Source organism: Winslowiella toletana (assembly GCF_017875465.1).
GTDB lineage: Bacteria > Pseudomonadota > Gammaproteobacteria > Enterobacterales > Enterobacteriaceae > Erwinia > Erwinia toletana.
In genome coordinates, this window is sequence record NZ_JAGGMQ010000001.1 from 4,593,843 (window position 1) to 4,612,786 (window position 18,944).

Consider the following 18,944-nt stretch of genomic DNA (forward strand, 5'->3'; position numbering starts at 1 on the left):
CCTGCTCCGCTACGGTTAATCACAGGTTATTGCACTTATCCAGTCACTATCGGCGCTAATCCAGCAGACTTTAACGCTTTTGCTTTTGCCGTCAGGCTTTTTAACGACAAAGTTTGGATTCAAATCACAGAGTTAGAAATCTCGCCTATACTTATTCCCAGTAATGGCAACGGGATAGCCGTCAGCCTGGATAAAGGAGAGTGTAATGTTTTCTAAGCGTGAAGCCCGTAACAATCTTGAGCAGGTGCAGGAATATTCCCGTGAGAAGGGCAGTGAACTTTGTGGTGAACTGAAAAGTGTCGCCAGTGATTCCTGCGACTACCTGAAAAAAAATCCGTGGGCTGGCGTTGGCATCGGTGCCGCGCTGGGTCTGGTGGTTGGCGTGTTAATTAGCAAAAAATAAGGAGCAGAAAATGGGATTTTTTTTGTGGATCATTTTTGGTCTGATTGCCGGGATTATTGCGAAATGGATTATGCCAGGTAAAGATGGCGGTGGTTTTATTATCACTGTGATTTTAGGCGTTATTGGCGCAGTGGTTGGCGGCTGGATTAGTACTCGCCTGGGTTTTGGCACCGTAGATGGCTTCAACTTCGGTAGTATGGTCATCGCAGTGCTCGGTGCCATTCTGGTGCTGTGGATTTATCGTAAAGTCAGAAGTTAACCACTGACTGCAAGAACTCAAGCCCGGGTGAAAGTGGCCATCAGCAGATGCGGTGGCCTGCGGTCACCCGGGCTTACTTTATCTGGCGTCAGCCATTACTGCGTCATCAGCGCTTCCAGCTCGCTGACCCGGGCGGAAACCATGCCGCCGCGCCGTCATCGCAATCACGATCCCCACCGCCAGCAGTAGCGCCGCCACCCACGGAAATACCGTGATGCCCCAGCTATCCAGCAGCAGACCACCCATCACTCCCGCCGCTGCAATCGCGCCGTTCCACGCCACCACATTCATCGACAATGCAACATCAGCTGCGCTTCCCGCCGTATCCGCCAGCGCCGTCTGCAACAGCGTGGCGGCGCCGCCAAAGGTCAGCCCCCATAGCGCCACACCACAGTAAATCACCTGCGGTGAGGCGGCCTGCAAGCCAAACAGCAGGCAAATGGCGGCGAAACTCGCCATGCTGATTAGTACCGCCGCGCGCAGAAAACGATCCACCATTTTGCCGGTTACCCAGATGCCTGCCAGCGCCGCGAGGCCGAATACCAGCAGGATCTGATCCACCTTTTCCGCCAGCCCGGCGGTAGTGACAAAAGGCGCAATATAGGTATACAGCAGGTTATGGGCCAGCATCCAGGCAATCACCACCGCCAGTACCGGACGCACACCCGGCAGAGTAAATACCCTGCGTAGCGGCAGTTGTTGATTGCTCTGCTGTCCCGGATAGTCGGGCACTTTGACCAGCACCCAGATAATCAGCAACAGGGTGAGCAGGGACATCGCGCCGAAGGTGGTGCGCCAGCCCAGCAGCGCGCCCAGCCAGGTACCCAATGGCACGCCAACTGACAGCGCGATGGGCGTTCCCACCATTGCCAGCGCCATCGCGCGTCCCTGTTGATGCGGCGCCACCATGCGTCGTGCATAACCTGCCAGCAGACTCCATGCCAGTCCGGCGGCCACGCCAGCGAAGAAACGCGCCGCCAGCGTCAGGCCGTAATGTGGCGACAGCGCCGTAATCGAATTAAACAGCAGGAAACCGGCGATGCTTAACAACAGCACATTGCGACGGCGCCAGCCGCGTGTGGCAATGGTTAGCGGGATGGCGGCCAGCAGCGAGCCAAGCGCATAGGCAGTGACCATCTGTCCGGCCAGTGATGACGAAATACTTAGCCCCTGGGCGATTTGCGGCAGCAGTCCGGCGGGCAGGGTTTCAGTAACGATGCAGATAAAACCGGTCATTGCCAGCGCCAGTAGCGCGGAAACCGGCAGACGATCGCTGGAGGATCGTGCCGATGATGCAGGTGAAATAGTCAAAACAACATTCCTTTTGCAGGTGCAGAATAAGGGAGAAAATCACTTATGTATCGATCGGTATAATTGTTGGGGGATCGCTGGCGGGTTGTCAATGACTTTTGTATCGATTAGTATATAAATAATCATCATAAGGAGTTTGCTATGGCGCAGATGGGGCGTCCTCGCCGCTTTGACCGGAGACAAGCTGTTGAACAGGCAATGCACCTTTTCTGGCAGCAGGGCTATGAATCCACCTCGCTGAGCCAGCTAAAGGCCGCAATCGGCGGCGGCATTTCTGCGCCCAGCTTTTATGCTGCTTTCGCTTCTAAAGAGGCGCTGTTTGCTGAGGCGGCGCAGTGTTATTTAGCCAGCTATGCACAGGTGACGGCGTGTCTGTGGGACAACGATCTGGCACCGCGCCGGGCAATTGAGCAGGCATTAAGGCAGTCGGCCAGCATGCAGTGTGAACCAGGTCATCCGAAGGGATGTATGGTGGCGCTGGGGATAATGAGCGCGCCAACGGCGGAGTACGCCGACGTTGTCAGGCCGCTGACCGAATCGCGTAGCCGGACGCGCGCCGGGTTTATTGCCTGTGTCGAACGCGGCATTGCCCGTGGTGAATTGCCAGCAGAAACGGATGCGCGGGTTATGGCGGCGGTATTCGATAGTTTTCTGCTGGGGCTGTCTACGCTGGCAAGGGATGGTGTTGAGCATCAGGTGTTTGCGGCGGCCATCACGCAAATTTTGCAGCTATGGGATACGGCGGCGTGCCGGTGAAACAAGGGAGACATGATGTCTCCCTTTCGCTTATCAGAAATCGTAGCCGATGGTAGCCATCACCGTGCGTTCTGCCCCTTTGTAGCAGTAACCGGTGCCGTAACAGGCGGCGATATATTCGCGGTCGGTCAGGTTGTTGGCATTCACCTGCACAAATGCGCCTTTTAACTGGCTGTCCCATGCGCCAAGATCGGCGCGCAGCGAAGCATCAAACAGCGTCACCGAAGGCAGACGGGTGGTGTTTTCGTTGTCCGCCCACTGTTTGCCGAGATAACGCACGCCGGTGCCGACGCTGATGCCATAATCAAACTGATAATGCGCCCAGGCAGAGGCCATCTGATTAGGGGTGATATAAGGCGTATGCCCGCTGTTGCCATCTGGCGATTCTTTAAAGCGCACATGGTTTAGCGTGTAACCGGCGATAGTGCTCAGGCGCGGGGTTAACTGATTGCGCGCCTCCAGCTCGATCCCCTGCGAATGCACTTTACCGGCCGGTACGTTAATTCCTGATACCACATCGCGGTTAGAGATATCTTTCTGCGTCAGATCGTACGCTGCGATGGTGTACATATCTGAGGTACCCACCGGCTGATATTTCACCCCGGCCTCGTACTGCTCGGCGGTGCTCGGTTTGAGCAGATTGCCATCCGGGCCGGACAGCGAGCTTGGCGTGACGGCCTGGCTGTAACTGACATAGGGCGAAACACCACTGTCAAAGGCATACAGCAGTGAAGCCCGGCCACTGATATGATCGTCCGAGCGGCGACGTGAGGTTTCATCGGTATCGTTGACTTGCTTAGAGACAATACGGTCATAGCGGCCGGACAGATCAAGATGCCACTTATCCAGTTTCATCTGGTCCTGCAGATACAGCCCGGTCTGATGGTAGCGGCGGGTAATATCATCATTTTCATAGAAATTCAGCGCTGTACCGCCTGACACCCCGGTAAAGGGATTCAGATTACTGGCGGTAGCCTGGCCATCCCACATATCATTTTTGTACTGATGATATTCTGCGCCGAGCACCACTTTATGCTGCAGATCGCCGGTGGCAAAATCGGCTTCCAGCTGGTTATCAATCGCCAGTGCGTCGAGGCTGGAGCGGTTACCGGAGTAATAACGCCGCATCTCATCGCTGTCAGGGCTGACCCAGCCGGCCTGATAGACCTGATCCAGATTGATATTGGAGTGGGTATAGCTGGCGTTGGAGCGGAATGCCCAGGTTTCGTTAAAGCGGTGGGCGAACTCATAGCTGTAAATCTGCTCGCTACGCTTGTACTGATCGACTGAACTCTCGCCCTCATAGAAGCTGCGGCTGAGGGTTTTGCCGTTGTGCGAACTGGTGGTGCCATCAAGTGGCACCGAGCCATGATAGCCGCCGGAAGGATCTTTCTGCAGATAGGCCTTCAGCAACAGTGAGGTGTCTTCGGTCGGCTGCCATAACAGCGCGGGCGAAATGGCGTAGCGCTCTTCACGGGTATGATCGTACTGGGTATCACTGGTGCGGGTCATGCCGGTAATGCGAAACGCCCACTGGTCATTAATCGCATTGGTATAGTCAAAAGCGCCGCCTTTGGTATTTTGCGTGCCTGCCGACAGGCGGAAATGCCCCTCTTCAGTAAATTGCGGCCGCCTGGAGGTCATATTGACCAGCCCTCCCGGTACGGTCTGACCATAAAGCGCGGAGGAGGGGCCTTTAATAATATCGACGCGCTCAAGGAACCAGGGATCAACCTGCAGGACGTTGTGGCTGCCGCCATCACTCATTACCCGCAGTCCGTCAAGGAAGGTGTTATCGGTGTCGCCGCCATGGAAACCACGCAGCGAGATGGTATCGAAACGTGAGGCTGCCCCGGCGAAGTTAGTAAATACGCCCGGCGTGTAGTTCAGCACCTGATTCAGGTTGCTGGCGCCCTGATCGTCGATCTGCTGGCGGGTGACCACCGAAACGGACTGGCCGGTGGTGATCAGTGGCTCATCGGTTTTGGTTGCGCCTTTACTGGTGGTCGCGGTGTAACCAGAGGTCGGAGAGTCCGCGGTTTCGGCGGGTTGCGCACTGACGACGATGGTTTCGGCAGCAAACGAAAGGTTGGGAGCGGTAACAGCAAGTGAACAGAGCAGAACAGAACGCTTTAAAGTAAAAGACATTCTCATTATTTCCTATCCTTTATTTTATGGTGATTGAGCCACACTCCAGAGGGGGAACCGCGGCTAAGGCGCAAATTTATAGCAATTGAGCAGATTTTTATCAGTCTAATGATAATTATTATCTTTCTCGTTTGTGGTTTCAAGCATTGATTTTACTTAACTATTCACACAATAAGATCGGGGTATTAACCAAATGGCGTGGAAACGGGCAGGAAGTGTGTCAAAAGGTTACAGTGGCGCGCGATGCGCGCCTGAGGGCAGGATTTAGCTTTCCAGGTCGCGCAAATGGTCGTCGGGGCGCAGGGTAAGGATCGCCAGCAAGCTGATTAGCGAGATAATCACCACATAGTAAGCCGGAATATTGATATTGCCGGTCTGTTTAATCAGCGAAGTGATAATCAGACCGGCACAACCGGAAAACACCGCGTTGGAGAGCGAATAGGCGAGACCTAAACCGGTATAACGCACGCGGGTGGGGAACATTTCGGCCAGCATCGCCGGACCGGGCCCGGCCAGCAGACCGACCACCGCGCCAGCCAGCATTACCGCCAGCCCTTTCAGCCACAGTGACGCCTCAGGTTGCTGTAAGATCGCCAGTAACGGGAAAGTAAACACAATCACGGCGCTAATCGCCAGCAGCATAATCCGGCGACGGCCATAGCGATCGCTAAGGCGACCGGCCGGTAAAATGGTCAGGGCAAAGCCAATATTACCCAACACCGTGGCGACCAGTGCCTGCTGAAAACTGGCATGCAGCGAGGTTTGCAGCCACGAGGGCATCACCACCAGAAAGGTATAGCCTGCCGCTGACCAGCCCATCATGCGGCCAATCCCCAGCACAATGGCTTTGAATACGCCAGGCAGCGGCGCACTGGCCGTCTGCTGCTGCGCCTGCTTAAAGGTTGGCGTTTCGTCCAGCTGCAATCGCAGCCACAGCGCGACCAGACCCAGCGGCAACGCCAGCAGGAACGGAATGCGCCAGCCCCAGCTATGTAGCTGCGCGCTGCTGAGCAGAGCTCCCAGCAGCGCAACAATCCCGGCCCCGGCCAGTAAACCCAGCGCCACGGTAAAAGATTGCCAGGCGCCGTAACTGCCGCGTTTGCCGCGCGGCGCAAATTCGGTCATCAGCGCCACCGCGCCGCCAAATTCGCCGCCAGCAAACAGCCCCTGCAACATGCGCAGCAGTGTCAGCAACAGCGGCGCGGCAACGCCCAGCGTGGCATAGGTCGGCATCAGACCGATGGCGGCGGTCGCCAGCGTCATCATAATTAATACCGCGATCAGCGTTGGCTTGCGGCCAATGCGGTCGCCGATACGACCAAAAATAATCGCGCCAATGGGGCGGCAAAAGAAGGCAAGGGCAAAAGCGGCGTAGGTGAGGATCAGGCTGGTGATTTCGCTTTCACCTTCCAGCCGAAAGAAATTACCGGCAATCACCGTGGCAAGAAAGCCGTAAACACCAAATTCATACCATTCGATAAAGTTACCGACCGAACCGGCGACCAGCGCGCGGCGGTTTGAGCTTTGCATGTTTGCTCCACGGTTTATAAAAAGGCGGGCGGCGATAACGCCGCCCCTACGACAAAGCTGATACAGGGCGTCGATAACGCCGCCCACAACATTTACCGTGTGTTAGTGATATCACCCACGTTATTACAGGTGACATTTTTCGGGCAATACATATCCATCAGTTTCAGGGTGACGCCATTGGTCCAGCCAAAGCCGTCCTGCAACGGATATTCACCGCCGCCGCCGCCGCCAAGGCCTTTACCTTCCACCACATATTTTTCTACCAGCTTATGCTGCTTATCGTAAGTGCCCTGCACATTATTCAGGAAGCGCATGCCGATATCTTTTGCCAGCGTCTGCTTACCATAGTGATTAAGACCTTCCACCGCTACCCACTGTAATGGCGCCCAGCCGTTGGGGGCATCCCACTGCTGGCCATTATTCACATTGGTGGTAGCCAGTCCGCCCTCTTTGACCAGCTGCTTCTCTACCGCCGTGGCAGTACGATTAGCCTTATCTTTATCAGCCGCCTGCAGGAACAGCGGGAACAGCGTGGCGGCGGTCAGCTGTTTGCGCACGCTGTTTTTCTTCCAGTCGTAGTCAGCAAACCAGCCATCCTGCTCATCCCACAGATAGTGGTTTATCGCTGCCTGACGTTTTTTCGCCAGATCGGTAAAGCGCTGGCTGGCGTCATCCTGTTTCGCCACTTTGCTGGCATGGGCGAGGGTTGTTTCCAGCTGGAACAGCAGCGCATTAAGATCGACCGGAATAATCTGCGTGGTGTGAATGGTTGACAGATCGCCCGGTTTATCAAACCAGCGCGAACTGAAATCCCAGCCCGATGCCGCACCGGAACGCAGATCGCGATACAGCTCCGCTTTATTACGATCCGGCGCTTTGCTGGCGGTGGCGATATCGTCCATATACGACTCGGTACGCGGCACATCGCGCGCATCCCAGTAGCGGTTAAGCAGGGTGCCATCTGGCAGCTTTACTACCCGCTTGCTGGCTTCACCGGCTTTTACCGTCGCGGCGTCCGCCATCCAGTAATCATGCTCTTTCTGCAACTGCGGCAGATATTTGCTGTAAACCTGTTCGCCGCCATGTTTCGCCAGCAGCTCAACCATCAGGCTAAAGAACGGTGGCTGGGAGCGGCTGAGATAGTAGCTGCGGTTGCCGTTGGGAATATGGCCATATTTATCCAGCTCATGGGCGAAGTTATCGACCATATCCTGCACGCGATCCCAGTTCCCGCTTTCGGCAAGGCCGAGCATGGTGAAGTAGCTGTCCCAGTAATAGACCTCGCGGAAACGTCCGCCGGGCACCACATAGGGTTTCGGTAGCGGCAGCAGCGAATCATACTGGCTGGCCTTATCGGTGGTGCGTGTCAGTACTGGCCACAGGCCATTAATATGCTCACGCAGACTCTGTCCTGCCGGTGGAACATATTTTTCACCCTCTGCGGGCAGGGTAAAATTAGTGTTCACAAAACGGCGCAGATCGAAATTGCGCTGCGATTTCTGCATCTGCCAGTCGGCGACAATCGACGCGGGATCCGATTTCGGTACTGCATCTGCAAAGGTCTTCTGATCGGGGAAGAATTTGGCCGATTGCACCGCGTGATACAGCGGGCCAAGTCGCACATCAGGGGGTTGCGGCACGCTACTTAACATGCGTTGTTGGTTATTTTCCCCATCCGCATGGGCAGTTAACGTAACGCCTACCAGCGCACCGCTTAATATCAGTGGTACGACTAATGCCGCTCTCCATTGACGGCTATCAACTCGTTTCATCATCGGCAGTTCTCCTTGTCCAGACCAGCATGATCTGTAAGTTATTGACCATGCGAAAAACTTTAGACGAAATTTGAGCAACTGGCTGTAATGAGGGTGTGAAGTGTGAGGTAGCTAATGAATTTAGCGTTTCGCAATGCGCAGGGTTGCCAGGCCCGGCGCCGGTGTTTAGCCGGTCAGTAACGCACGTTTAAACGACAAAACATGCTCACGATTTGCGGCTTCGGCGGCCTGACGATCCTGACACGCCAGCGCAGCAATGATCGCCTCATGTTCGGCAATCACTTCCTGCATATGGCTTTCGTGCGACAGGGTTGTCGCCCAGAAGCGCTGCGCCTGGGCATGGATAACGCTAAGAATATCAATCAACCGGCTGTTGCCGGCGATGCTGGCCAGCAGATGGTGGAACTGGCGATCGAGCAGCATCATACTGATGCGGTCGCGCTGCTGACTGGCGGCGGCAATCTGCTGATTAATCGCGCGCAGCGCGGCAATATCACTGTCGGTGATGCGCTGACAGGCGAGGGCGATACAGAGAGACTCATTGGCCAGCCGGACTTCAATCAGCTCCAGTGCGTCATCAATCGACAGTGGTGCCACCATCACCCCTTTACGGGGGATCACCTGTAGCAGTCCTTCACCGGCTAAACGATGAATCGCCTGGTTAACCGGCGTACGACCCATTTCGAGATCCGCCATCACCTGCGCAGTATTCAGGTAATCGCCAGGCTTATAGCTCAGGGTGATTAGCGCCTGCTTAAAGCGTAAATAAGCCAGTTCATTTAACGATAATGCGCGCGGGTTTTCACCCAATTGCATAGTGTCGCTGCTCACATTTCACTCCGACGATTTGAACTCTTTCACATTCTACACAAAAACATGGCATGAAAATCGCTTATTTAAGGTTAGTGTGAAATTTCACAGTGATTTCAAATAAGGATTAGATGTGATGAAACTGAGCTTTAGTTTACCTGCAAATCAGACTGATACACTAAATACCGATGTAAATCAGCTGGTTATTGCTGGCTGGACCGGTCGTGACCATCAGGCAATTATGCACCATATCAGTGAGCTGGAGGCGCTTGGCGTGCCCCGTCCTGGTGCAGTGCCGCTGTTTTATCGTGTCGCAAGTAATCAGCTGACGCAGGCTGACTGCATAGAAGTTGTGGGTGAACACACCTCCGGCGAAGCGGAACCGTTGATCTTTACCGTTGAGGGCGAGTTGTATGTCTCACTGGCCTCCGACCACACCGATCGTCAGCTGGAAACTTACAGCGTGGCGATGTCCAAACAGGTCTGCGTTAAGCCGGTGGCGCAGCAGGCCTGGGCGATGAAAGAGGTGGCCGGTCACTGGGATAGCCTGATTTTACGTTCCTGGATCCGTGAGCAGGGCGAATGGGTACTGTATCAGGACGGCACGCTGGCCACGCTGCGCACGCCGCTGGATCTGCTGGATCGTTACACCAGCGCAGCGGCGACCGGTGGTATCCCCGCCAATGGTCTGGCGATGACCTGCGGCACCCTTGGCGCTATCGGCGGTATCCGTCCGGCCAGCGAGTTCCGTATGGAGCTGGTGGATGAAACCCTTGGCCGCACCATCAGCCATCAGTACCGCAGCACTGTGCTGCCGGTTGTCGCCTGAGGAGCCGCATATGAAAAAAGTGACTCTGAAACAGGCCAGTGAACAGCTGGCGCAGGGCAGCCTGCAAGCCAGCGAATTACTGCAGCAGGCGCTGAGCCGGATTACCGCGCCGGATGGCGAAGGCCAGCGGACGTTTACCCGCGTGTATGCCGCAAGCGCCACGCAGCAGGCACTGGCCGCCGATACGCGCCATGCGCAACAACAGCGGCTCGGCGCGCTGGATGGCATTACGGTATCCATTAAAGATCTGTTTGATGTCGCGGGCGAAGCCACTACCGGCGGTTCAGTGATCCTTGCAACGGCAGACGCCGCCAGCGCCAATGCGGCAGTGGTTGATCGCCTGTTGCAGGCCGGTGCAGTGATTGTCGGCAAAACCAATATGACTGAGTTCGCCTATTCGGGTCTGGGCATCAACCCGCATTACGGCACGCCAGCCAATGCTTTCGATCGCGCCAGCCGTCGTATTCCTGGCGGCTCCTCTTCCGGTGCGGCGGTGGCGCTGACCGACGGCATGTGTCTCGGCTCGGTGGGCACCGATACCGGGGGATCGGTGCGTATTCCTGCGGCGCTATGCGGACTGACCGGCTTTAAACCGACGGCGCGCCGTATTGATGCCGCCGGTCTGCAACCGCTCTCGCCGTCACTCGATTCCATCGGTGTGCTGGCGCATAACGTCAGCAGCTGCCTGCTGCTGGATGCCGTGATTGCCGGTGAGCCATTAGCGGCGGTGGCGCAGGATTTACGTCATGCACGTTTTGCTGTACCGCAAACCCTGGCGCTGGATGGGCTGGACGAAGCGGTCAGCAGCGCGTTTTATCAGGCGATTGACCAGCTTAAAGCGCAGGGCGCTACCGTGGATAGCCTGCCATTAAGCGAATTTGCGGAGCTGGCGACCATCAATGCAGGCGGCGGTTTTACCGCGCTGGAGTCCTGGCAGTGGCATCAGTCGCTGATTGCCCGCCAGCCGGAAAAATATGATCCACGGGTGATCTCGCGGATCCGTCGTGGCGCTGAACTGACAGATGCCGACCGCATCACCCTTGAACAGCAGCGCGCCGACTGGCAGCAGCGCGTCAGCGCTCAGCTCAGCGGCTATCACGCCTTGCTGATGCCGACAGTGCCGACCATTGCGCCAGCTATCGCCGAACTGGAAGCCGATGAAGAGCGCTACTTCCGTGTTAATGGCGCGATGCTGCGCAATCCGTCGATTATCAACTTCCTTGACGGTTGTTCCATTTCTCTACCCTGTCAGCCAGCGGGTGAAGCGCCGGTTGGTCTGATGGTTTCCGCATTACCGATGCAGGACAGCGAACTGATGGGCTGGGCGCTGAGTATCGAACAGGCCCTGACAAGGGCGTAATTTTTATTTACCGGGCATATTGCAGGAGAAAAAATCATGAATCGTTCTGTCCAGGGAATGCTGTTTGTTGCAACGGATGTTAATCCGGCTGATGAAGCTGACTTTAACCAGTGGTATGACCGTGAACACGTGGAAGAACGTGTGGCGATCAGCGGCTTTTTAAGCGGCACGCGTTATCAGGCGCTTGACGGCAGCCGTAAATATCTCGGTCTGTATAAAACGGGTTCGCTGGCCGATTTCACCAGCGATGCCTATCATGCCGCTTTTACCCGCCAGACCGCCTGGTCGGTCAGCAATCTGAATAAAATGATCGATCCGATGCGCCGGGTGTGCGCCATTGAGGCGAAAGTTGGTTTTGGCAGCGGCAGTCATCTTGCCATTCTGACGCTGAAAGCAGAGCAGGACAGCGCCAGCGTGCGCCATCTGGGAGAGCGCCTGTTTGCCGAAGCGGGTTTTATCAGCTCCAGCCTGCTGCTGCCGGACAGTGAACTGAGCACGCCGCTGCCGAAAGAGGCGCGCGAAAACCGCCAGTTATTACCGATGATGTTAATTGAAAGCAGCAGCGCCGACGCCAGCCAGCGTCTGGCCGCGCTTGCCGGTGAGTTACTTAATGCCCACGCCAGTTTTTACGCGCTTAGCTGGCAGCTGACCAAGCAGGAGATGCCATCATGACGCTGTTAAATACTGATAATCCCGAGCGTGAAGCGCAAGTTACGCCGAAAACCGGACGGCTGGCCGCCGCCAGCTCAATTGGCACCGCGCTCGAATGGTATGACTTTACCGTCTATAACATTATGGCGGCGCTGATCTTCAACCATGTGTTTTTCCCGTCGTTTGATCCGCTGGTAGGGACGATTCTGGCGTTTTCTACCTATGCAGTTGGTTATATCTCACGTCCGATTGGCGGCATGGTATTTGGTCATCTCGGCGATGTGCTTGGCCGCCGCTTTGTGCTGGTGACCACGCTGGTGATTATGGGGGTTACCACCGCGCTGATGGGGCTGCTGCCAGGCTACGCCAGCTGGGGTATCTGGAGTCCGGTACTGCTGGTGGCGCTGCGCTTTGTGCAGGGGATTGCCCTTGGCGGCGAGTGGGCGGGTGCAGTACTGCTATCTATGGAGCACGGTAAACCGAATCAGCGTGGCCGAAACGCCTCGTTTGCGCAGGTCGGGCCGTCATGCGGCACGCTGATGGGAACCGGCCTGATCACCCTGATTACCGTGATGATGACCGCCGAACAGTTTCAGCAGTGGGGCTGGCGTATCCCGTTCCTGCTGAGTCTGGTGCTGGTGCTGTTTGGACTCTGGCTGCGTCGTGGCGTGGGCGAAACGCCAGCGTTCCTGAAGCTGGAGAAAAGCAAAAAAACCACTCATACCCCACTGAAAGAAGTGTTTGTTAAGCATCCGCGGGCGCTGCTGATTGCTGGCGGCTCGCGCATTGGTTCCGATGTGCTGTATGCGCTGGTGGTGGTCTTTACCCTGACCTATGTCACCACGGTGCTTAATCTGCCGCGTCCGCTGGCGCTGCTGGCCACCATGCTCGGCGCGGTAGGCAATGCGATTACCGTACCGATGTTTGGCGCGTTGTCGGATCGTATTGGTCGCCGTCCGGTGTATATGATTGGCGCAGTGCTGGCGATGATCTGGGCATTTGCATTCTTTGCCCTGCTCGACAGCGCCCAGCCGTGGTTAATCTGCCTCGGCGTGATTGGTGGCCTGCTGATCCACGCGATAATGTACGGTCCGCAGGCGGCATTTGTTACCGAACAGTTCCCGACCCATGTACGTTACGCTGGTTCCTCACTGGCCTATACGCTGGCGGGAATTATTGGTGGCGGATTCGCGCCGTTGATTATTACCACGCTGTTTAAAGAGACGGGCAGCACGCTGTGGGTATCGCTGTACGTAGTGCTGGCGCTGCTGATTACTTTCGTTGCGTTATGGAAAGCGCAAGAGACTGCTCATAAGCCCTTGTAATTACATTGTTATAACTGACATCTGATTGACACAACCATGACACAAAACTGTCATGGTTGTGTCGCAAACTGGCTCCCTGAAACCTTTGGCAAAACTTTTTCATGGAGATACGACGTAATGCAAAACAACAAACTGTTTACTCTCACGCTGCTCGCCACGCTTTTTTCCGCCCACTGTTATGCTGATGTTGCTGCTTATAGCCGTGCCGCGCAGGGTGATCTCACTCAGCCGGGTGGTGCGCGTCGTCTGACGGCAGATCAGACCGAGGCATTAAAGGCGTCGTTAAAAAACAGCACGGCGAAAAACGTTATTCTGCTGATTGGCGATGGTATGGGCGACTCTGAAATTACTGCAGCCCGTAACTATGCCGAAGGTGCGGGCGGTTTCTTTAAAGGCATTGATGCGCTGCCGCTGACCGGTCAGTACACCCACTACGCGCTGGATAAAAAAACGCACAAGCCTGATTACGTGACCGATTCCGCCGCTTCCGCCACCGCCTGGAGCACCGGGGTAAAATCCTATAACGGTGCGATTGGCGTTGATGTCAATGGTAAAGATCACCCGACCATTATGGAGATGGCCAAAGCGGCAGGTAAAGCGACCGGCAATGTCTCCACTGCCGAACTGGAAGATGCCACGCCAGCTGCGCAGATTGCGCATGTCACCTCACGCAAATGTTATGGCCCGGAAAAAACCACCGAAGTCTGCGCCACTAATGCGCTGGAGAAAGGCGGTAAAGGTTCTATCGCTGAGCAGCTACTGAATGCCCGCGCAGATGTGACGCTGGGTGGCGGCGGGAAAACCTTTGGCGAAACAGCAAAAGCCGGGGAGTGGCAGGGCAAAACGCTGGAAGAGCAGGCTAAACTGCGAGGCTATCAGCTGGTCAACGATCTTGACGGAATGAACGCCATCAGCGTCGCAGATCAGGATAAACCGCTGCTCGGTCTGTTCGCTGCGGGCAATATGCCGGTGCGCTGGAAGGGACCAAAAGCCAGCTATCACGCGAATCTTGAGGGTAAACCTGTGAGCTGCGAAGTGAATGCTGAACGTCCGGCTGCTGTACCCACGCTGGCGCAGATGACGGATAAAGCCATTGAGTTGTTAAGTAAAAATCAGAATGGCTTCTTCCTGCAGGTTGAAGGCGCGTCGATTGATAAGCAGGATCATGCGGCCAATCCTTGTGGTCAGATTGGTGAAACCGTGGATCTGGATGAAGCGGTGCAGAAGGCGCTGGAGTTTGCGCGTAAAGATGGCAATACGCTGGTGATTGTTACCGCTGATCATGCGCACTCCAGCCAGATTATTGCCAATGACAGCAAAGCGCCGGGTCTGACCCAGACACTGAATACCAAAGAGGGTGGCCTGATGACCATCAGCTACGGTAACTCGGAAGAGGATTCGCAGGGCCACACCGGCACCCAGCTGCGTATTGCGGCTTACGGCCCGCATGCGGCGAATGTGGTGGGACTGACCGATCAGACCGACCTGTTCTATACCATGCGTGCGGCAATGGGCATTAAGTAATGCAGATCCCTCCCGCAGAAATGTGGGAGGGGTTAAGTCTCTGACAGATAAGTAAAGATAAGTGAAATATCCGGGAGGAATATTGCATTGCGTGGCGAATTTGCTGATTATTTGCGCTATGCATAGATTAAGGGAGTATTACTGATGGTTGCGATTCCCCTCGACGCCCCAGGGCTGGCGGCATTTATTGCGGCGATGAAATATATTTTCGTCAAATAAAACTTAGCTAAATGATTTGAGATCGCCATTGCAGCGATCTCTTCTGTAATCGGCAGGAAGCAAAACTTACAGGATTAAACGGTTATCGCTTTCCTTCGCTGCATCATCACTGACAGTGTCACCAGCACAACAATTCCCAGCAGCAGTGTGGCTGATGCGCCATAGCGGCTTAGCTCTAATCCACCTTTACTTAACGGTTTATCAAGGAAGTCGCCAATGACGGCGCCGAGTGGTCTGGTGAGAATAAATGCTGCCCAGAACAACAATGTGCGGGAAAGACGGGTGAACTTATAAGCCAGCGCCAGCGCGATTAATGCGCCACCAAAGACCACGGTACTGCCCGCATAACCAAAGCCTGCATCATCGGCCATCCAGTCACCCAACGCGGTGCCCAATGTCTGAGAAAACATAATGGTCAGCCAGTAGAAACGCTCTGCTTTAGGGGTAGTGATATTATCGCAGTCAATTTTACCCACTGATACATACCAGACGCCAAATGAGATCAGCATCAGTGTTAACAGCAGGGCTGACCCCCCGGCATAGCCAATGCCTATTGAGCGGTCGGCAAAATCGGCCAGCGTGGTGCCGACGGTGGTGGTGGCAATAATCGTAAACCAGTAGAGTGCTGGTTTATAGTCGGTGGCTTTCACCTGAAAGGTGACAGCGGCAATAAAGATGGCGGCAAAGATAATGGTACTGACAAGGTAGCCCAGCTCCATCGACATGGAGAGCGCATCGCCGCCAGTTTCTCCCAGCGTGGTGGCTAAAATTTTAATCAACCAGAACATCATGGTGATTTCCGGTACTTTACTGACGATATCGAAACGTGTTGAATGCATGATGTTCTTCTTCCGCTGGTGAGGTTGGTCAAGGCTAATATAACCACGCAGGATTAAGATAAACTTAAGAAGAACTTTATTTTTGCTGGCAGGATAAAGCTGCTGTAATGACGTGAAGTACATTCCTGTCAACACATTGGCTGCTATTAATAACTTAAGGTACTGTTGAATTCATCCAGCTTATGAGCAATATCTCTTAATACAGTGAAGCTGGCTGATGAATGTTAAGTCTAATTTCAGTTGCCAATGTTTGTGCTTCGCTGACACAGTGCATCTGGTTAAAACGCTTGTGCCATGAGCCAAATGTTTGGCAGATTTGGCTCAAAGTGGCTCGCTGCGGGAGAAATCATGTCAATATATTGGCGCTGTTTACGTTATTTATTCTATTCCAGCTCATAATCTCTCTCGCCGGTATAGTTATAGTAATACTGAACCGTTTGCAGCATAACATGCCCGTCAACTATCTGGCGCATTCTGTCGCGAACCTCATCAAGGTTTAATGAGGTGATTAAATCGACATCATTATCAGGGAAGTATTGCATTTGTGTCTGAATGCTTATTATATCCGCACCCATTAATTTTCGCAGTTCATCGACATCATGTGAACATTCAGATCTGAATTTATAATGCCTGGCCGCAGCGCCATTAATACCAAAGGCCTCAATCATATACTCTAAGTCTGACCGAATCAGAGTAAAGACGTTTTCAAAACTCTGGGTTATCTCCAGCAGAGCAGAATCGTTGCTTAACTGATTATGGAACGCCTGATTAGCACTTTCGCCGAGGGGGGATTGTTTACAAATCTCACTTAACAATAACATTAATTGCGTTTTATCATGGCTGAACCGGGTTTTCTGCGTGGCTTCAGCAGCATCTTTTAATGAGCTAAGATACATAATATCAATGATTTTAACGTTATCATTAGCATCAATTAAAATATTTTCATCATGCAGATCCATATGCACCAGGCCCTGAGCATGGATATGTTTAACCCCTTCAGCGATCTCATGACCCAGTTTATATGCTTGCTGATTAGTCAGCGTTTGTGTGAGGCGCGTCTGCAGGGTTATACCGTTAATATGTTCCATAACGATACAGGTATCTTCAATATATTCCGTGAGGGTGCCAATATCTTCGCCAGCTTTTGGCATCTTCAATGTTTCGACAGAATAGATATCGACAACATTTTTATGTTTGGATCTTACCAGCGCCTGAGCATGTTGCAATATAGTCGAGACACCTTTCCCTTCTTCGCGCAATATTTTTACTGCAACCTGCCGGCCAATTTCATCGCTGCCCAGCCAGACATCGCCAAACCTGCCATCACCAATTCGCTTAATGAGATTTACTTTCAAAGGTTCAACCTCTGGATCATATCCAATGAAGTGAGGAGCCTTGCTCCCCGTCGCTCCCAGCTTAAACCGGGTAATTATTGTCGGGGGTAACCTGCGCTGGCAAGTCGTCGTTCGCGGGAAACACAAAAAAAGCCCGAACCTGAGTTCGGGCTTTCTCTTAAATATGGCGGTGAGAGAGGGGTTCGAACCCTCGATACGTTGCCGTATACACACTTTCCAGGCGTGCTCCTTCAGCCACTCGGACACCTCACCATTTGTCGTCAACAAGCCGTATGTCGACGGGCGCTAATGTAGGGATTTCCGCTTATCGCGTCAATATTCTTTCTTCATCTGCTGATGCGATCAGACAGTTTTGCAGCATATTGTTGCGAAATTCAGCGAATAGCGCAGATTTCCCGGTTCTGCCATTCGCCGTTTAATGTGTGATTCAGATCAATTATTACTTGCCAGCACGACGATTTTGCCTGAGCCTTGAGAAAAAAAGAGGAGCGACTGTGGACATTATTTTTTATCACCCATTCTTTAACGCCACTACCTGGATCAACGGGTTACAGCAGCGCCTGCCGCAGGCTACTATCCGCAAATGGCTGCCGGGCGATGAGGCCCCGGCCGATTATGCATTAGTCCGCACGCCGCCCGTGGCGATGTTGCAGGGGCGCAATCAGTTAAAAGGCGTGTTTGCCCTTGGCGCTGGCGTGGATGACATTCTTTCCCAGCTGAAACAACATCCTGAAATGCTGCCTGAACATGTGCCGTTGTTCCGTCTGGAAGATACCGGTATGGGCCTGCAAATGCAGGAGTATGCGGTCTACACCGTGCTTGGCTGGTTCCGCCGCTTTGATGACTATCAGCTGCAAAAACAGCAGGCGCTATGGCAGCCGCTGGAAAACTACAGCCGCAAAAACTTCACTATCGGTATCCTTGGCGCCGGAGTTTTAGGCAGCAATGTTGCGCAGAGCCTGAAAGCCTGGGGCTTCCCGATTCGCTGCTGGAGCCGTTCGCCGAAGCAGATCGACGGAGTCACCAGCTATCATGGCGACGATCAGCTTAATGATTTCCTGAACGGCACGCAGGTACTGATTAACCTGCTGCCAAATACCCCGCAAACCGTTGGCATCATTAACCGACAGTTGCTTAGCCAGCTGAATGATGGCGCCTTTGTGCTGAATCTGGCGCGCGGTGCGCATCTGATTGAGGATGACTTACTGGCGGCGCTGGAAGCGGGAGCGATCAAAGCGGCGGCGCTGGATGTATTCGCCCAGGAGCCGCTGGCGGAACAGAGCCCGCTCTGGTCGCATCCGCGTGTAGCCATTACCCCGCATAATGCGGCGGTAACCCTGCCGGATGAAGCGATGGATTATATCGCCAAATCGATTCTGCAACGCGAAGCGGGTGAGATGCCGGAAGGAAAGGTTGATCTCGCACGCGGCTATTAATTAGCGCAAAACCTGGTAAATGCGATTTCAAAGGCGCCAGCTTGCTGGCGCTTTTTTTATTATACCAATCAGTAACCTGTATCGATATTGACAGCCTTATTGAAAGATTAAAAGATATCCGCTTAACCGGCCGTGGATGCGCTGAGCAGAGGTTTTGACGACTATGAAATACTCTGACAAACTACCTGAAGATCATCGCTATCTTTTATCCCTATCCCGGAGGCTCCCGTGGGAACTCGTTATGAAACTGATGTGCTCGCCTGGTCAACCGAACAGGCGGCATTACTACGTGCCGGTAAATTCTCCCAGATCGATATTGAACATATCGCCGAGGAGATAGAGGACGTGGGCAAAAGTGAAAAGCGCGAACTCGAAAGCCGGATTGAGTGCTCTTCCCGAAAAGTGTATCTGGTC

The 18,944-nt window shown here is 54.1% G+C and carries 16 protein-coding genes, 1 tRNA gene and 1 pseudogene; 10 read left to right on the forward strand and 8 right to left on the reverse strand.

What is annotated here, in order from left to right; translation table 11 throughout:
• The first annotated feature begins 205 nt into the window (after window positions 1–205).
• Both J2125_RS21595 and J2125_RS21600 read left to right on the forward strand, forming a co-directional pair.
• Entirely contained in the window at window positions 206–403 is a 198-nt protein-coding gene (locus tag J2125_RS21595; protein WP_017801980.1) for an ElaB/YgaM/YqjD family protein, read from the forward strand.
• Window positions 404–413: 10 nt separating this feature from the next.
• Window positions 414–662: a GlsB/YeaQ/YmgE family stress response membrane protein gene (locus J2125_RS21600; protein WP_017801981.1), complete on the forward strand. Its 249-nt coding sequence runs from the start codon at window positions 414–416 to the stop codon at window positions 660–662.
• A 78-nt stretch (window positions 663–740) separates the two neighbouring features.
• Here the strand turns inward: J2125_RS21600 and J2125_RS21605 are convergent, their stop codons facing one another.
• On the reverse strand, window positions 741–1,898 hold the full coding sequence (locus J2125_RS21605) for an MFS transporter (RefSeq protein WP_198510901.1): 1,158 nt from the start codon (window positions 1,896–1,898) through the stop codon (window positions 741–743).
• A gap of 216 nt (window positions 1,899–2,114) precedes the next feature.
• Between J2125_RS21605 and J2125_RS21610 the strand changes: the two genes are divergently transcribed.
• On the forward strand, window positions 2,115–2,729 hold the full coding sequence (locus J2125_RS21610) for a TetR/AcrR family transcriptional regulator (protein WP_017801983.1): 615 nt from the start codon (window positions 2,115–2,117) through the stop codon (window positions 2,727–2,729).
• Window positions 2,730–2,762: 33 nt separating this feature from the next.
• Here J2125_RS21610 and J2125_RS21615 read toward each other — a convergent pair whose 3' ends face one another.
• The 4 genes from J2125_RS21615 to J2125_RS21630 all read right to left on the reverse strand — a co-directional run bounded on the left by J2125_RS21615 (window position 2,763) and on the right by J2125_RS21630 (window position 8,998).
• Window positions 2,763–4,883, reverse strand: coding sequence for a TonB-dependent siderophore receptor (locus tag J2125_RS21615; RefSeq protein ID WP_026111820.1), 2,121 nt, complete (start codon window positions 4,881–4,883; stop codon window positions 2,763–2,765).
• A 258-nt stretch (window positions 4,884–5,141) separates the two neighbouring features.
• Window positions 5,142–6,407 carry an MFS transporter gene (locus J2125_RS21620; protein WP_017801985.1) on the reverse strand — a complete coding sequence of 422 codons (1,266 nt, stop codon included), beginning with the start codon at window positions 6,405–6,407 and terminating at the stop codon, window positions 5,142–5,144.
• Between the two features lie 92 nt (window positions 6,408–6,499).
• The gene (gene treA, locus J2125_RS21625; RefSeq protein WP_017801986.1) at window positions 6,500–8,182 is read right to left on the reverse strand and encodes an alpha,alpha-trehalase TreA; all 1,683 of its coding nucleotides are present in this window, start codon (window positions 8,180–8,182) and stop codon (window positions 6,500–6,502) included.
• A gap of 165 nt (window positions 8,183–8,347) precedes the next feature.
• A complete protein-coding gene (locus tag J2125_RS21630; protein ID WP_017801987.1) occupies window positions 8,348–8,998 on the reverse strand; it encodes a GntR family transcriptional regulator in 651 nt (216 codons plus the stop codon).
• A gap of 130 nt (window positions 8,999–9,128) precedes the next feature.
• On the opposite strand from J2125_RS21630, the gene J2125_RS21635 reads away from it, so the two are divergent.
• From J2125_RS21635 to phoA, 5 genes are all read left to right on the forward strand, one after another.
• Window positions 9,129–9,821, forward strand: a complete 693-nt coding sequence (locus tag J2125_RS21635) for a DUF2848 domain-containing protein (RefSeq protein ID WP_017801988.1) — start codon at window positions 9,129–9,131, stop codon at window positions 9,819–9,821.
• 10 nt (window positions 9,822–9,831) lie between these two features.
• Complete coding sequence (locus tag J2125_RS21640; RefSeq protein ID WP_017801989.1) at window positions 9,832–11,181, forward strand: amidase; 1,350 nt, start codon at window positions 9,832–9,834, stop codon at window positions 11,179–11,181.
• Window positions 11,182–11,217: 36 nt separating this feature from the next.
• Window positions 11,218–11,853, forward strand: coding sequence for a DUF4286 family protein (locus J2125_RS21645; protein WP_017801990.1), 636 nt, complete (start codon window positions 11,218–11,220; stop codon window positions 11,851–11,853).
• Window positions 11,850–13,157, forward strand: a complete 1,308-nt coding sequence (locus J2125_RS21650; RefSeq protein WP_017801991.1) for an MFS transporter — start codon at window positions 11,850–11,852, stop codon at window positions 13,155–13,157. Before J2125_RS21645 ends, J2125_RS21650 begins: the two co-directional genes overlap by 4 nt.
• A gap of 117 nt (window positions 13,158–13,274) precedes the next feature.
• A complete protein-coding gene (phoA, locus tag J2125_RS21655; protein WP_017801992.1) occupies window positions 13,275–14,681 on the forward strand; it encodes an alkaline phosphatase in 1,407 nt (468 codons plus the stop codon).
• A 293-nt stretch (window positions 14,682–14,974) separates the two neighbouring features.
• Here the strand turns inward: phoA and J2125_RS21660 are convergent, their stop codons facing one another.
• From J2125_RS21660 to J2125_RS21670, 3 genes are all read right to left on the reverse strand, one after another.
• Window positions 14,975–15,739, reverse strand: a complete 765-nt coding sequence (locus tag J2125_RS21660; protein ID WP_017801993.1) for a COG4705 family protein — start codon at window positions 15,737–15,739, stop codon at window positions 14,975–14,977.
• Between the two features lie 383 nt (window positions 15,740–16,122).
• Window positions 16,123–17,094: a protein kinase domain-containing protein gene (locus tag J2125_RS21665; protein WP_017801994.1), complete on the reverse strand. Its 972-nt coding sequence runs from the start codon at window positions 17,092–17,094 to the stop codon at window positions 16,123–16,125.
• A gap of 164 nt (window positions 17,095–17,258) precedes the next feature.
• Window positions 17,259–17,346: transfer RNA gene (locus J2125_RS21670), tRNA-Ser, on the reverse strand.
• Between the two features lie 242 nt (window positions 17,347–17,588).
• On the opposite strand from J2125_RS21670, the gene ghrA reads away from it, so the two are divergent.
• Complete coding sequence (gene ghrA, locus J2125_RS21675) at window positions 17,589–18,530, forward strand: glyoxylate/hydroxypyruvate reductase GhrA (protein WP_017802014.1); 942 nt, start codon at window positions 17,589–17,591, stop codon at window positions 18,528–18,530.
• 228 nt (window positions 18,531–18,758) lie between these two features.
• A pseudogene (locus J2125_RS25065) lies at window positions 18,759–18,914 on the forward strand (DUF29 domain-containing protein); the annotation flags it as partial.
• Between the last annotated feature and the right edge of the window lie 30 nt (window positions 18,915–18,944).